Raw genomic sequence first — 14,055 nt, forward strand, 5'->3', positions numbered from 1 at the left:
CCGTCAAGCGCTGAGGCCCCATGGATGGGGCCTGCAGCGCGTACTCCCGGGAGCAAGACCGGCGCGAGGGAACCCCGGAGCGCAGCGTAGGGGCCGGATGATGGGAGCGCAGCGTTTTTTGGTTACTTTTTGCCGCGTTTGGCAAAAAGTGACTCGCCGTAAGGGCGAAAAGGTGAGTGTGCGTCGCCATCGTAAATGGACTATGCGCGATATCAAGACCAGTACTTTTCCGCTCTTCGCTCTTCGCTCTTCGCTTTTCGCTTTTCGCTTTTCGCTTTTCGCTTTTCGCTTTTCGCTTTTCGCTTTTCGCTTTTCGCTTTTCGCTTTTCGCTTTTCGCTTTTCGCTTTTCGCTCTCAAGCGTGGGCATCAACAACAAGGTCAACATTCATTTTCAAAGGTGGCGCTTATTCACCTTTCCGCCCTTACGGCGGGTCCCTTTTTGTCGTGGCAAAAAGGAACCAAAAACCGTCGGCTCCCATCATCCGGCCCCTGCGCTGCGCTCCGGGGTTCCCTCGCTACGGGCCTGCTCCCGGGAGTACGCGCTGCAGGCCCCATCCATGGGGCCTCAGCGCTTGACGGGCATCCATGCCCGTCACCTCCCTCCGCAGTCCCTTCGCTCGGCCTCCTGAAGTCGCAATCTGCGGCGCCTGAAATATCGCGCGCTTAAAAGCAAAAGCAAAAGCAAATGCAACGGCAACGGCAACGGCAACGGCAACGGCAACGGCAACGGCAACGGCAACGGCAAGTTTGCAATTATTGGGCGAAAGCGCGCCCCAGGCCGCCCGGCACACCGCTGCTGTCAGTCTCCTGCCACGGCCCATCCGGGCTCAGCGACCAGCTCCAGCCGTTGTCGAAGCGGTAGTAGGTCCGCTGCCGGTAAAAGGTATTGGGCTTCTTCTCCAGCACATACACACCCAGCTTCGGATCCCAATGGCTGGCCCCACCAGGTGGCGGCGCGAAGCTGGCCGAGGTGCGCGGCATCGGCTTGGGCGTGGCCGCAGGCTTGCTCGGGGCCGGCTGCCTGTCCGGCACTGGCTTTACCGCCGGCCCCGGCTGCGGCGGCAGGCGCTCGATCGGTGGTTCGGGCTGCTCGTACGGCTCACGCACCGTACACGCAGACAAACCCAGGGCCAGGGTGATCAGGGTCAGGCGGACGATGCTGTGCATGGCATTGCTCTCTTACGGGTCGGGGCTGTCGATGGTCAGGTGCTGGGTGGCCTGGGTGGCGCTGGGCAGTGGTGTGCCCTGGCCAATCCACTCGCCATGGGTTGGCTGGCCAGCGCGTGATACACGTGCAACGAGTTGGACTTCGGCAAAGTCCGACAGTTTCATCTGCGGCATCATGGCGTCAGCATCGGACAACTCCACCTCGATCGGCAACTGCGCCACCGTCACCCGCTTGGCCGCCAACGGCATGGGCGGGCCATTGCTGGCACGGGCGAAGATGAACACCGTGTCGTCCGGTTTGACCTTGTCCTTCAGCGCCGCCGCCAGCGCCACCCGCACCTTCAAGCGAGCCGCCACCGGCGCCGTAGCCTGCCCCGGTGAGCCACCCAGGCGCTCGGCAGCACGGTCGATGCCGCCCTGCAGCGCCGCACGCGAGGCATCACCCTCCGGCAGCTGCGCCAGCAGGCGCTTCCAGTAATCGATGGCTTCCTGATAACGCTCGCCCTCAAAGGCGGCGATACCACGCAGGCCAAGGCTGGTCACTTCGTTGGGGTCGGCTTTCAGCGCCTCGTCAGTCAGCGCCTGCAACTGCGCGCTCCATTGCTTGTCGGCGGCGAAGTACAGCGCCTGTGCCCACTGCCCGAGCAATTCGGGCTGGCGACCGCCCAGGGCCACGGCGCGCTCGAAGGTACGCGCGGCATCGGCGGGGCGCTGCTCGGCCATATAGGCGCGGCCAAGGAAGTACATGGCCTCGGCCGATTCCGGCTGGGCCTGCACCACGCGCTCCAGGCGGGCCGTCATTTCTTCCATCGACTTGGGCGCCTCGGCAAACTCCTGGGTCAGTTCCACCTTGTCGGCTGCGCCGAAATGCAGGTACAGCCCCAGCGCCATCAGCGGCACCAGCAGCGCCGCCAGCAACGGCAGGGCCTTGCCCAGGCTGCTCTGGCGCGTGGGCTCGGCACCTTCGGTATCGGCCAGCAGCTCACGGGCGGCCTCGTCACGGCCCTTGGCCATCTGCACCTCGTCAAGCACGCCAGCGGCCTGCTGGGCAGCCAGTTCGGCGACGCGCTCCTGGTACAGGGCCACGTTCAGGGCGGTGCGGTCTTCTTCCTGCTGGCGGCCACGGCCACGCAGGGTCGGGATCAGCAGGAAGCTGAGGGCAGCGAGCAGCAACAGGCCCGCGCTAAGCCAGAATTCAATCATGGGTCTGTTCTTTTTCCAGCAATTTGGCGAGACGCTCGCGTTCTTCGGCAGACAACTCATTGGCGCCCTGCACAGCCGTACCGCGGCGCCGACGCACGATCAGCGCCAGTACCACGAAACCACCGGCCAGCAAAATCCCCGGGCCGAACCACAGCAGCCAGGTGCGCCCGCTGAGCGCCGGCTTGTAACGCACGAAGTCGCCATAGCGGTCGACCATGAAGTCGACGATCTGCTGGTTGCTCTTGCCCTCGCCGAGCATTCGGAAGATTTCCCGACGCAGGTCGGCGGCAATCGGCGCGTTGGAGTCGGCGATGTCCTGGTTCTGGCACTTGGGGCAGCGCAGCTCCTTGGTCAGCTGCTGGTAGCGCTCACGCTCGGCATCGTCGCGGAACTGGTAGGTGTCGATGGCCGCCTTGGCCACGCCTGCCAGGCTCAACCCCATGAAGAGCCCCAGCAAGGCAGCTGCCAGCCCCCGCTTCATGGCTTGGCCTCGTCGACCAGGCCTTGGTAAAGCGGCGCCAGCTGCTCACGCCAGACCGTGGCATCGACCACGCCCACGTGCTTGTAGCGGATGATGCCCTTGGCATCGATCAGGAAGGTTTCCGGCGCGCCATATACACCCAGGTCCAGGCCCAGGCTGCCCTGATCGTCACGAATGTCCAGCTGGTACGGGTTGTGAAACTCGGCCAGCCACTTCAGGGCCGCTGCATTGTCGTCCTTGTAGTTGACGCCGTGAATCACCACGCCCTGCTGGGCCAGCTGGTTCAGGTACGGGTGCTCGACCTTGCACGATGGGCACCAGGTGGCCCACACGTTGACCAGTGCCGGGCGGCCGCGCAAGTCGGCCTCGGTCAGGGTACGGTCGCCCTGGGTCGAGGCCAGGGAGAACGCCGGGAAAGGCTTGCCGATCATCGCCGAGGGCAGCTCGTCAGGCTTGAGGAACAGCCCTTTGTAGAGGAACACCGCCACCAGCAGGAACACCGCCAGGGGGACTACCATGATCCAACGCTTCATGCAGCTGCTCCAGACACGCCCAGGGCATCACGCACCCGGGTCTTGACCTTGACGCGGTAGCGCCGGTCGAGGGCCGCCAGCAACCCGCCCAGGCCGGTCAGCAGACCGCCCAGCCAGATCCAGCGGACGTAAGGCTTGATATGCACGCGCACTGCCCAGGCGCCGTTCTCCAGTGGCTCGCCGAGGGCTACGTACAAGTCGCGGGTAAAGCCGGCGTCGATGCCGGCTTCGGTCATCATCGACTGCTGCACGGTGTACAGGCGCTTCTCCGGGTGCAAGGTGGTCACTTCACGGCCATCGCGGCTGACCACCACGGTGCCCTTGTCGGAAATGAAGTTCGGCCCTTCGAAGTGCCTGGCACCCTGGAACAGGAAGTGGTACCCGCCCAGCTCCACGCTCTCGCCCGGCGCCATGCGCAGGTCGCGTTCGGCGCTGTTGTTGCTCGACAGCACCACGCCCAGCGCGCACACCGCCAGGCCCAGGAGTGCGCCAGTTGCATGCCCCAGTAGCTGCGACCGAGCCCGGGCAAGCCCTTGAGCAGGCCTTTGTGGCGGGTCTTGTCGAGAATGTCACGCAGCCCGCCAAGCACTACCCAGGCGGCCAGGGCGAAAGCGGTCAGGGTCGGCCAGTCGAAGTCGTCGACGATAAAGCCGGCCACCGGCGCAAGGATGGCGCTGCCGAGCAGCACCGGGGTCATCATGCTGGCCAGCCACTTGCCCGGGGTGTCTTTCCAGCGCACCACCACGCCCACGCCCAGCACCACCATCAGCAGCGCCATCAGCGGTAGGAACAAGGCGTCGAAATACGGTGGGCCGACCGACAGCTTGGCCCCGGTGAGCGCATCGAGCACCAGTGGGTACAGGGTACCGAGCAGAATCATCGAGGCCGCCACCACCAGCACCAGGTTGTTGGCCAGCAACAGCGTCTCGCGTGACCACAGGGCAAAGCCGACCTGGCTCTTGACCACCGGTGCGCGCAGGGCAAACAGGGTGAGCGAACCACCGACCACGAACAGCAGGAAGATCAGGATGAAAATGCCGCGAGACGGGTCGGCGGCAAACGCGTGCACCGAGGTCAGCACACCGGAGCGCACCAGGAAGGTCCCCAGCAGGCTCAACGAGAATGCGGCAATCGCCAGCAGCACGGTCCAGCTCTTGAACACCCCGCGCTTCTCGGTCACCGCCAGCGAGTGGATCAGTGCCGTGCCCACCAGCCAAGGCATGAACGAGGCGTTTTCCACCGGGTCCCAGAACCACCAGCCGCCCCAGCCCAGCTCATAGTAGGCCCACCATGAGCCCAGGGTAATGCCAACGCCGAGGAAGGCCCAGGCAACGATGGTCCAGGGCCGCGACCAGCGCGCCCAGGCGGCGTCCAGGCGGCCACCGAGCAAGGCCGCGATGGCGAAGGCGAAGGCGACCGAGAAACCGACGTAGCCCATGTACAGCATCGGTGGGTGGACGATCAGGCCAAAGTCCTGCAGCAGCGGGTTGAGGTCGCGGCCATCGGTCGGCACCTGCGGCAGCAGGCGCTGGAACGGGTTGGAAGTGATGATCAGGAAGCTCAGGAAGCCCACGCTGATCATGCCCATGACAGCCAGCACCCGGGCCAGCATCACCTGCGGCAACTGCCGCGAGAACACCGACACGGCGAAGGTCCAGCCGCCGAGGATCAGCGCCCACAGCAGCAACGAACCTTCGTGGGCGCCCCACACCGCACTGAACTTGTAGTACCAGGGCAAGGCGCTGTTGGAGTTGCTGGCCACATAGGCAACCGAGAAGTTGTCGGTCATGAAGGCATGGGTCAGGCAGGCGAAGGCAAAGGCCAGGAAGGCGAACTGCCCCCACGCCGCCGGCCGTGCCAGGCTCATCCACAGGCTGTCGCCACGCCAGGCGCCGAGCAGCGGCACGCTGGCCTGTACGACGGCAAAGCAGATGGCCAGGATCATTGCCAACTGGCCGAGCTCGGGAATCACCAGCGCCGCGTTCATGGCCTGGCCTCCCCGCCGGTGGCGGCCTGGCCGCTTTCCTTCAGGGCCTTGGTGACCTCGGGCGGCATGTACTTCTCGTCGTGCTTGGCCAGTACTTCATCGGCCACCACCACACCGTCGGCGTTGAGCTTGCCGAGGGCGACGATGCCCTGCCCTTCGCGGAACAGGTCGGGCAGGATGCCACGGTAGGTGATCGGCACCGACTTGTTGAAGTCGGTGACCACGAAGCGCACGTCCAGCGAATCGGACGAACGCTGCACCGAGCCTTTCTCGACCATGCCGCCGGCGCGGATGCGGGTGTCCAGCGGCGCTTCGCCGTTGGCGATCTGGGTCGGGGTGTAGAACAGGTTGATGTTCTGCTGCAATGCGCTCAAGGCAAAGCCGACGGCAACCCCGACGCCGACCAGCAGGCCGGCGATGAGCAACAGGCGTTTCTTGCGCTGCGGATTCACTGGTTGTTCTCCCGGCGCAAACGGCGCGCCTCATCTTGCAGGTAGGCGACGGCGGGCCAGCACGGGGGCGGCGACATTCAGCGCCAGCACCGCCAGGCAGATGCCATAGGCCGTCCACACGTACAGGCCATGGTGGCCCATGGCGAGAAAGTCACCGAAGGTGGCAAAACTCATTGTGCGGCCCTCCGCCCCAGGCTGTTCAATACCTCATCCTTGACCCAACTGGCGCGCGCCTCGCGCTTGAGCACTTCCAGGCGCATGCGCAGCAACAGCACCGCGCCAAAGAAGCAGTAGAAGCCCAGCGCCGTGCACAGCAGCGGTAGCCACATTTCTGCGGGCATCGCCGGTTTTTCGGTGAGGGTGAAGGTGGCACCCTGGTGCAGGGTGTTCCACCACTCCACCGAGTACTTGATGATCGGGATGTTCACCACGCCGACAATCGCCAGTACCGCGCAGGCCTTGGCCGCACTGTCACGATTACTGATTGCCTGGCCCAGCGCAATGATGCCGAAGTACAGGAACAGCAGGATGAGCATGGACGTAAGGACGGGCATCCCATACCCACCAGCTACCCCAGGTCGGCTTGCCCCAGATGGCGCCGGTGACCAGCGCCACGGCGGTCATCCAGGCGCCAATCGGTGCGGCGCATTGCAAGGCGACGTCGGCCAGTTTCATCTTCCACACCAGCCCCACCACCCCGGCCACGGCCAGCAGCACGTAACAGGACTGCGCCAGCATGGCCGCCGGCACATGGATGTAGATGATGCGGAAGCTGTTGCCTTGCTGGTAGTCCTGCGGGGCGAAGGCCAGGCCCCAGGTGATGCCGACCAGCAGCAGAAGCACGGCTGCACCGGCAAGCCACGGCAGCATGCGGCCACTGATGGCATAGAACCATTTGGGGGAGCCCAGCTTGTGGAACCACGTCCAGCTTATTTTCATCAGGGTACATCCAGGGTATTGGCCGGGCTTGAAAGCCCGGGACTCGTTATTCGCCAACGCTGATCTTCAGGCCGGCCGCTATCGCAAAGGGTGCCAGGGTCACGGCCAGGGCCGTCAGGCTGGCGAGCCAGAGCAGGTGGCCGGTTGCTGGCATATTCTGCAACGCCGCTTGCAACGCACCACTGCCCAGGATCAATACAGGGATATACAACGGCAGAATCAGCAATGCCAGCAGCAAACCGCCGCGCTTCAGACCGACTGTCAGCGCCGCGCCCACCGCGCCCAGCAGGCTCAGCACCGGCGTGCCCAGCAACAGCGAGCCGAGCAGCACCGGCAGGCAATGGCTTGGCAGCCCCAGCATCAGCGCCAGCAGCGGCGCCAACAATACCAGCGCCAGCCCGGAAAAGATCCAGTGCGCCAGCACCTTGGCCAGCACCAGCAACGCCAACGGATGCGGCGACAGCACCCACTGCTCCAGCGAGCCGTCCTCGAAATCGCTGCGGAACAGGCCGTCCAGCGACAACAGCACTGCCAGCAGTGCCGCCACCCAGACCAGGCCGGGCGACAAGGTTTGCAACAATTGGCTTTCCGGGCCGACTGCCAACGGGAACAACGCCACCACGATGGCGAAGAACACCAACGGGTTGGCCAGCTCGGCCGGGCGGCGGAACAGCAAGCGTGCTTCGCGGCGCAACAACAGGATGAATACGCTCATGCCGCCCATTGCCCCAGGTTCAGTTCACGGTAACCGGAGGGCTTGCGTTCCAGCGTGTGGTGAGTGGTGAGCACCACCGTGCCGCCCTGCTCGCAGTGGGCCGCCAGGTGCGCTTCAAGCTGCGCCACGCCCTGCTTGTCGAGGGCGGTGAACGGTTCGTCGAGAATCCACAGCGGCGGGCTGGCCAGGTACAGCCGGGCCAGGGCCACGCGGCGCTGCTGGCCGGCGGACAGGGTGTGGCAGGGTACATCTTCGAAGCCACGCAGGCCCACGGCCGCCAGTGCCGTCCAGATCGCCTCGCGGCTGGCCGGCTGGTGCAGGGCGCACAACCAGGTGAGGTTCTCCTCGGCGGTGAGCAGGTCCTTGATGCCGGCGGCGTGGCCAATCCACACCAGGATGCTGGCCAGGGCGTGGCGCTGCTCGGCCAGTGGCTTGCCGCCCAGCAGGATCTGCCCGGCGGTCGGCTGCATCAGGCCGGCCAGCAGGCGCAGCAGGCTGGTCTTGCCGCTGCCGTTGGGGCCGCTGATCTGCAACATGTCGCCGGGCCGCAGCTCGAAAGCGAGGTGCTCGAACAGCAGGCGCCAGTCGCGCTCGCAGGCCAGGCCCGCGGCTTGGAGGTGAAGGGTCACGGTTTCGCCTTATCTTTGTAGGGTTCCATAGCGGTGTCGCCTGCTTCGCGGGCACGCCCGCTCCCACAGGGTTTCGCGCAGCTTTCAAACCTTGCGGGAAACCTTGTGGGAGCGGGCGTGCCCGCGAAGCAGGCGACACCGCTCCAAAACCCTTGTGTCTCAAGTCGCCCCACTCGCTGCCGTTATACTGGCAACGACGGACGGTCGGCATTATTACACGCGCCGCCGCGCTGCCAAGAGGCCGGGTTCGACAGGTTGTATACAATCATGACTGAAATCAATAGTCTCGGCGCACAAACCGCGATCAGCCCCCAGGCCATCAAGGCAGGCATGACCGGTGAACTGCTGCGCCTGACGCAACCGCAGCCCGGTTTGATGGCGCCCGGCGAGACTGCGCAGGCAGAGGTCATGTCGTTGCGTCAGGTGGGCCAGGACTTCCAGCTGGTGCTGCGGTTGATGCAGGCCAACGGCACCCAGACCCAGCTGCAAGCCAGCGCCAGCCAGCCCCTGCCCCAAGGTAGCCAGGTCACGGTCAGCCAGCCCGAAAGCAACCGCCTGGCGATCATGCTGCAGCAGGCCAGCGCCAGCCAGATCGCCACCCTCACCCGCCTGGACACCGGCAAGGTGCCGGTCGGCACCCTGCTGCAGGGCAAGGTCCTGACCAACCAGGCGCTGGCCCAGGCACCCGGCCAGCCCACCGTCTACCGGGCACTGGTCAGCCTGCTCAACAGCGCCCAGGCCGGCGCCACCCTGAGTGTGGACAGCCCGCGCCCACTGGCCGTCGGCAGCCTGCTCAGCGCGCTGGTGCAGGGCGACCAGTCACTGCGTTTCGTACCGCTCAGCGGCCGCCAGGACCAGCTCAGCATTGCCCAGCAGTTGCTGACCCAGCAAAACCGCCAGGCTTCACTGCCCGGCCTGCTCAATGCCCTGCAACAGGTGGCCCGCGACCCGGGCGCCGATGGCGAGCTGCGAGCCAGCGCCGAACGCCTGTTGGCCAGCCTGCCGGAAGCCCGGCAACTGGGTGATGCCAAGGCAGTAGCCCAAGCCCTGAACAACAGCGGCGCCTTTCTCGAAGCCAAACTGCTGGGCGGTTTCCCGGCCAGCGTCGCCACCGACCTCAAGGCGCATTTGCTGCGGCTGATCACCGTCGCCCCGGCCAGCGTACCCGGTGCACCCAACCTGGCCCCCGCCAGCCTGGCCGTTACCATGCCGGCCCTGGCCCGCAGCGCGTTGGGCATGCTCGAACGGGTCAGCCCGAAACCGCAACCGGGCGCATTCCCGCTGCCGTCGCGCCTGCTCAAGGCCATGGAGGACGAAGGCGACCTGCAACAACTGCTGCGCCTGGCCGCCGCTGCCGTATCGCGCCTGCAAAGCCATGCCATGAGCAGCCTGCAACAAACCGGTACCCTGGAAAACGGCAACCTGCAGACCACCTGGCAAACCGAAGTGCCGATTCGTCACGGTCAGGAGTTCATCCCGTTGCAGGTCAAGCTGCAGCGCGAGGAAACCCCGCAACAGCAGGCAGACCGCCAGCACGAAGCGCCAGACCCGCTGCAAGCACTGTGGCGCATCGAGCTGGCCTTCGACCTGTCGCCGCTCGGCCCCATGCAGGTACAGGCGCAGCTGAGCCAGGGCCGCTTGAGCGGCCAGCTGTGGGCAGAGCGCGAGCAAACCGCCCGGCTGATCGACACCCAGCTGGGCACCCTGCGCGAACGCCTGCTGGCACGGGGCCTGGAGGTAGGCGACCTGGAATGCCACCCCGGCACGCCACCCCATGGCCCGCGTACGCGGGTGGAACAACGCTGGGTAGATGAAAACGCATGACACAAAAAACCACCCGCCAGGCCATTGCCCTGAGCTACGACGGCCAGCAAGCCCCCACCCTCAGCGCCAAGGGTGACGATGCGCTGGCCGAGGCCATCCTGGCCCTGGCCCGCGAGCACGAGGTGCCAATCTACGAAAACGCCGAGTTGGTGCGCCTGCTGGCGCGCCTGGAGCTGGGCGAGCAGATCCCTGAAGCGCTGTACCTGACCATTGCCGAGATCATTGCCTTCGCCTGGCAACTGCGTGGCAAGGTGCCCGCCGGTTTCAGCGACGAACCCGAGGCACCGCGCGACATCACCCCGGTAACCGCGCTGCTGCCACCTGGGGGCCACCGGTAGCTATCTACCACCCCGGTCGGCATCAGCCGTTCAGCCGGCGAACTTCTCTGCAGGGACCGTGCAAGACGAACAGCCGCGCAAGGTGGTAACCATGTAGAACAGCCTGAACCCTCTGCCTGGCTACGGTAGTGCCTCATTTATCCGCACAGGCTGATACCCATGACAGGCACCTTGGTGAACCCCGCGGGCGAGCAGTTCGTCCGCAACCATCTGCAGCATATTCCCCGCCCGGACCGGCACGCTTGCAGCGCTATCCGTGAATGGGCCATGCAACAGGGCCATGATCTCGACCCCGACCGGACCGACGTAGTCACCCTGCACTACCGTGGCAATCAGGCAGTCATTACCCAGCGCATTTCTCTCACCCAGGCGGTGCTCTCGAACTGGCAAGGTGAGACCAACAGGAATGTGATCGGCCAATTGTTCCCGGGCCACTGGGCAGGCACTTTGCCAAGCGAGCCGTTGACTATCGTCGAACGCCTGCCGGAACCCGGCGTGTTTGACAACGGCGCCCACTTCTCGGTGTTCAACGGCCTGTTCCGCAGGACCACCCCGGCCCGCTACGACAGCACCACGCACCTGCCGGTCGACGTCGAGGCCATGCAGCAGTTCATCTGGAGCCTGGACTTCTACAAGCGCTTCACCACCATGCTGGATAGCTACTGGAACAAGGCCAACGATACTCATCGACAGTCCCTGCAAATCAGCTTCATTGCTGCTTGCAACAAGCAGGTCCAGGAAGGCTCGTTGAGCGATGCAGGTCGCCAACTGGCCTGGCAGGCTGCCGGCATCATGCAAAGCGTTCCTGGCTTGGAGATCAGGGCTTTGAACGTTTATGGCTACACCGCCACTGACTTGATCTACATCGCTACCCCGGCACAGCAGAAAGTACTGCTGTACGTGCCTGGCAACTCATCACCCTTCCATGAATTCGACGACATGGCAGGTCTGAAGACCTGGTTCGGTGACCAATGCGGTGATGCCGAAAAACGTCAAAGCCTGCGCCAGCACTTCAAACTTGCCGACACCCCGGATGGACTGGATTTCAGTGGCCAGGATACCGCCCTGGACGGCCTCGGCACTTATCCGGCCTTTCACCATCGATCGCCCAACCGCTCAGGTTTCACCGTCGACGGCCCCTGGCCCCCCGCCGAGTACGTCAACTATCGGCCGCACAAGTACAGCCCATTGCTCGAAGGTGAACTGTTCGCAGCCCTCACATTGCGACAACGCAAACGCAGCTACGCCGACGCCGATTTCATCATCACCAGCGATGCGCAAGTGACCAAGGCACGCTGGCGTGGCTATCTGGTGACCTCGATCAACCTGCTGGCGCCTCTGGCCATCGTGGTGCCCGAACTCATACCGCTGCTGGCCGTTGGCGGCATAGCGCAGTTTGGCCTGGGGCTCGATCAGGCAATCAACGGCAAGACGCTTGATGAAAAGGACGATGGCGTAGGCAACATCACGTTCGGCCTGCTCAATGCTGCGCCCCTGGCCTTGCTACCAGCGACCCGCACAAAGATCCTGTTCCCCGGCAAGTGCTCACGGTTCACCCTGCCGACGCGAGTGAACGATCAGTTGGGGTATCCCTTGAGTCCCAACAGCCCGCCCCATTTGCAAGAAGAGGGGGCAGCGGCACAGTACTTCTCCCCACCCCCATTCTCCTTGCCGCCCACCCCACTGAATGAGAGCCCGGTAGCCAGGCAGATCACCAGAGTCATTGATCCGCAAACTGGCGGCATGCGTATGGAAGCGGTGCTGGACGAGCGCAGGGTCACAGTGGTTTACGACAGTGAACACGATGCGTTCGTCCTCGACGCAGAACGACAAAGCAGGCAACCCACCTACTACCACGTCAGTGACGAACATGACGGCCTGGCTGCGATCGAAGTCGCCAACCGGACGGTTACCGATGAGATACGCATGAAGACACTGCATGCATTGGGCGTCGACTTGAAGCTGCCCATCGAGATTCCACCTGTCAACAGCGCCGATCTGAGGCCGCTACCCAAGCAGATTCTAAGCATATGGGTCGGTGACCAAACCCTCCCCGATGAACTACTGACAAAGATCAAAACCAATGTCGAAAGGTTGCGGGGAACACAATATCGATATCGACTGTACCTGTCGAATGGCAGCTCGGAAGCTTATGAAATCAACAAGACAAGGCTGGCCGAATTCAGCGATAAGCTGGAAATGAAAACGCTGGAAGACGAGCCGCTGTTTCATGACTTCAAGGAAACAGAATATTACGAGCAATATGCAAAAGCCATTGAACGCAAACACTACTCTTCGGCTTGTGATGTCCTGCGCTACCCGTTGCTGGACGCAGAGGGTGGAATATATATGGACATCGACGACGAGTTGCTCGCTGCCGAGCTGGATGACAAGGCGCTGATCAGTTCAAGCCACTTGAGCACGACCCCCGAAGGCCTGGTGCTGGGCTCCCCGGTCAGCAACGACATGATGGGAATGCATGCCGATTACAACACCAACATGATCGGCAGCCACGCAAACAACGATACGTTACAGATAATCTCTGATCGCATACGCGAACACTACCTTAACAACGAAACGTTTTATGAAAGCAGACCGTTGAAGGGTCAACCCGGCCATGAAGCCTACGTCAAGGCATTGAGCAGCATGACCGGGCCTGCCGTGCTCAATGAAGTTATTGACGATGTGAACAACGTTGAGTTGGCCAGGCTGCGCATTCAGCGACAACTCGCCAAACTTTGCCTCCTTCCTCAGAACCGGCTCAGGTTCCTGCTGCCCGATGTGTTTAGTTTTAGCGATGATGCCGTGAAGACTGACCAAGCGCTAAGTAGCTTCATAGGGATCGGCAACTACCACTCGTGGGGCAGGCCCTGAAACAAACCGGGCGACTTGTGTCGCCCGTTTCATCAGCCACTGCGGTGCAGCTTGCTCATCAGCTCGGCCTCGGCCTGGGTCAGGCCGCAGCTTTCGGTCAGTTCGGCCACGCTGGCGCCCATGCCCACCAGCTTGGCCGCCTGGGTGAAGGTGACGTTATGCGGGTCGCGCTGCTCCAGTTGCTGGATCTTGTCGGGCAGTGGGGCAACCGCCACGCTCAGTTCATGCAGCGCCTCGCCCATGCGCACGGTACCGTTCTGGTAGTCGTCCAGGCGCTTGGCGAGGTCCTTGATGCGCTGGTCACGCAGCGCATCACCCTCCGCCTGCTGCGCAGCCAGCTCGCGCTGGCGCTTGCTGTAGTTGAGGAAAAACCACAGGCTCAGCGCCCAGACCAGCGCCAGGAAGATGACAGCTACCTCTAGGATCAACTCAGATGTTCTCCAGCTCGGACCATTCTTCCTCGGTCATCATCTTGTCCAGCTCGACCAGAATCAGCAGCTCGCCATTCTTGTTGCACACGCCCTGGATGAACTTGGCCGACTCTTCGTTACCCACGTTCGGCGCGGTCTCGATTTCGGACTGACGCAGGTACACCACCTCGGCCACGCTGTCGACCAGGATACCGACCACTTGCTTGTCGGCTTCGATGATGACGATACGGGTGTTGTCGGTGACTTCAGTCGGCATCAGGCCAAAGCGCTGGCGGGTGTCGATCACGGTCACCACGTTGCCGCGCAGGTTGATGATGCCCAGCACATAGCTTGGCGCACCCGGCACCGGGGCGATCTCGGTGTAGCGCAACACTTCCTGCACCTGCATCACATTGATGCCGTAGGACTCATTGTCCAGACGGAAGGTAACCCACTGCAGGATCGGATCTTCGGAACCTTGTGCAGACGACTTTTTCATTCC

Annotated in this window: 12 protein-coding genes and 3 pseudogenes; 3 read left to right on the forward strand and 12 right to left on the reverse strand. The window is 63.6% G+C overall.

Features of this window, described 5'->3' with window-relative positions:
* Window positions 1-754: 754 nt before the first annotated feature.
* The 10 genes and pseudogenes from QIY50_02780 to ccmA form a co-directional block, all read right to left on the reverse strand.
* The gene (locus QIY50_02780; protein ID WGV21220.1) at window positions 755-1,168 is read right to left on the reverse strand and encodes a hypothetical protein; all 414 of its coding nucleotides are present in this window, start codon (window positions 1,166-1,168) and stop codon (window positions 755-757) included.
* 12 nt (window positions 1,169-1,180) lie between these two features.
* Entirely contained in the window at window positions 1,181-2,371 is a 1,191-nt protein-coding gene (gene ccmI / locus QIY50_02785) for a c-type cytochrome biogenesis protein CcmI (GenBank protein ID WGV21221.1), read from the reverse strand.
* Window positions 2,364-2,852: a cytochrome c-type biogenesis protein CcmH gene (locus QIY50_02790; GenBank protein WGV21222.1), complete on the reverse strand. Its 489-nt coding sequence runs from the start codon at window positions 2,850-2,852 to the stop codon at window positions 2,364-2,366. Before QIY50_02790 ends, ccmI begins: the two co-directional genes overlap by 8 nt.
* On the reverse strand, window positions 2,849-3,385 hold the full coding sequence (locus tag QIY50_02795; GenBank protein WGV21223.1) for a DsbE family thiol:disulfide interchange protein: 537 nt from the start codon (window positions 3,383-3,385) through the stop codon (window positions 2,849-2,851). The genes QIY50_02790 and QIY50_02795 overlap by 4 nt, the downstream gene beginning before the upstream one ends.
* Window positions 3,382-5,357 (reverse strand): annotated as a pseudogene (locus tag QIY50_02800) (heme lyase CcmF/NrfE family subunit). Before QIY50_02800 ends, QIY50_02795 begins: the two are co-directional and overlap by 4 nt.
* Window positions 5,358-5,368: 11 nt before the next feature.
* On the reverse strand, window positions 5,369-5,824 hold the full coding sequence (gene ccmE, locus QIY50_02805) for a cytochrome c maturation protein CcmE (protein ID WGV21224.1): 456 nt from the start codon (window positions 5,822-5,824) through the stop codon (window positions 5,369-5,371).
* A pseudogene (gene ccmD, locus QIY50_02810) lies at window positions 5,821-5,998 on the reverse strand (heme exporter protein CcmD). Before ccmD ends, ccmE begins: the two are co-directional and overlap by 4 nt.
* Window positions 5,995-6,763: pseudogene (locus tag QIY50_02815) on the reverse strand (heme ABC transporter permease). The pseudogenes ccmD and QIY50_02815 overlap by 4 nt, the downstream one beginning before the upstream one ends.
* A 46-nt stretch (window positions 6,764-6,809) precedes the next feature.
* Window positions 6,810-7,478 carry a heme exporter protein CcmB gene (gene ccmB, locus QIY50_02820; protein ID WGV21225.1) on the reverse strand — a complete coding sequence of 223 codons (669 nt, stop codon included), beginning with the start codon at window positions 7,476-7,478 and terminating at the stop codon, window positions 6,810-6,812.
* Complete coding sequence (gene ccmA, locus QIY50_02825; protein WGV21226.1) at window positions 7,475-8,107, reverse strand: cytochrome c biogenesis heme-transporting ATPase CcmA; 633 nt, start codon at window positions 8,105-8,107, stop codon at window positions 7,475-7,477. The genes ccmB and ccmA overlap by 4 nt, the downstream gene beginning before the upstream one ends.
* 267 nt (window positions 8,108-8,374) lie before the next feature.
* Between ccmA and QIY50_02830 the strand changes: the two genes are divergently transcribed.
* The 3 genes from QIY50_02830 to QIY50_02840 all read left to right on the forward strand — a co-directional run bounded on the left by QIY50_02830 (window position 8,375) and on the right by QIY50_02840 (window position 13,143).
* Window positions 8,375-9,931 carry a flagellar hook-length control protein FliK gene (locus tag QIY50_02830; GenBank protein WGV21227.1) on the forward strand — a complete coding sequence of 519 codons (1,557 nt, stop codon included), beginning with the start codon at window positions 8,375-8,377 and terminating at the stop codon, window positions 9,929-9,931.
* Window positions 9,928-10,269 carry an EscU/YscU/HrcU family type III secretion system export apparatus switch protein gene (locus QIY50_02835; GenBank protein ID WGV21228.1) on the forward strand — a complete coding sequence of 114 codons (342 nt, stop codon included), beginning with the start codon at window positions 9,928-9,930 and terminating at the stop codon, window positions 10,267-10,269. The genes QIY50_02830 and QIY50_02835 overlap by 4 nt, the downstream gene beginning before the upstream one ends.
* Before the next feature lie 159 nt (window positions 10,270-10,428).
* Window positions 10,429-13,143: a glycosyltransferase gene (locus QIY50_02840; protein ID WGV21229.1), complete on the forward strand. Its 2,715-nt coding sequence runs from the start codon at window positions 10,429-10,431 to the stop codon at window positions 13,141-13,143.
* Window positions 13,144-13,175: 32 nt separating this feature from the next.
* Here the strand turns inward: QIY50_02840 and QIY50_02845 are convergent, their stop codons facing one another.
* Both QIY50_02845 and QIY50_02850 read right to left on the reverse strand, forming a co-directional pair.
* A complete protein-coding gene (locus tag QIY50_02845) occupies window positions 13,176-13,571 on the reverse strand; it encodes a DUF2802 domain-containing protein (protein ID WGV21230.1) in 396 nt (131 codons plus the stop codon).
* A 1-nt stretch (window position 13,572) separates the two neighbouring features.
* Window positions 13,573-14,052: a chemotaxis protein CheW gene (locus QIY50_02850; protein WGV21231.1), complete on the reverse strand. Its 480-nt coding sequence runs from the start codon at window positions 14,050-14,052 to the stop codon at window positions 13,573-13,575.
* Window positions 14,053-14,055: the final 3 nt, after the last annotated feature.

The sequence above is a fragment of the Pseudomonas putida genome (assembly GCA_029953615.1).
Taxonomy (GTDB): domain Bacteria; phylum Pseudomonadota; class Gammaproteobacteria; order Pseudomonadales; family Pseudomonadaceae; genus Aquipseudomonas.

Coding starts and splice junctions, on each gene's coding strand:
- QIY50_02840 (WGV21229.1), top strand. CDS start 10,429: ATGACAGGCACCTTGGTGAACCCCGCGGGCGAGCAGTTCGTCCGCAAC.
- QIY50_02780 (WGV21220.1), bottom strand. CDS start 1,168: ATGCACAGCATCGTCCGCCTGACCCTGATCACCCTGGCCCTGGGTTTG.
- QIY50_02830 (WGV21227.1), top strand. CDS start 8,375: ATGACTGAAATCAATAGTCTCGGCGCACAAACCGCGATCAGCCCCCAG.
- QIY50_02850 (WGV21231.1), bottom strand. CDS start 14,052: ATGAAAAAGTCGTCTGCACAAGGTTCCGAAGATCCGATCCTGCAGTGG.
- ccmB (WGV21225.1), bottom strand. CDS start 7,478: ATGAGCGTATTCATCCTGTTGTTGCGCCGCGAAGCACGCTTGCTGTTC.
- QIY50_02795 (WGV21223.1), bottom strand. CDS start 3,385: ATGAAGCGTTGGATCATGGTAGTCCCCCTGGCGGTGTTCCTGCTGGTG.
- QIY50_02835 (WGV21228.1), top strand. CDS start 9,928: ATGACACAAAAAACCACCCGCCAGGCCATTGCCCTGAGCTACGACGGC.
- QIY50_02790 (WGV21222.1), bottom strand. CDS start 2,852: ATGAAGCGGGGGCTGGCAGCTGCCTTGCTGGGGCTCTTCATGGGGTTG.
- ccmI (WGV21221.1), bottom strand. CDS start 2,371: ATGATTGAATTCTGGCTTAGCGCGGGCCTGTTGCTGCTCGCTGCCCTC.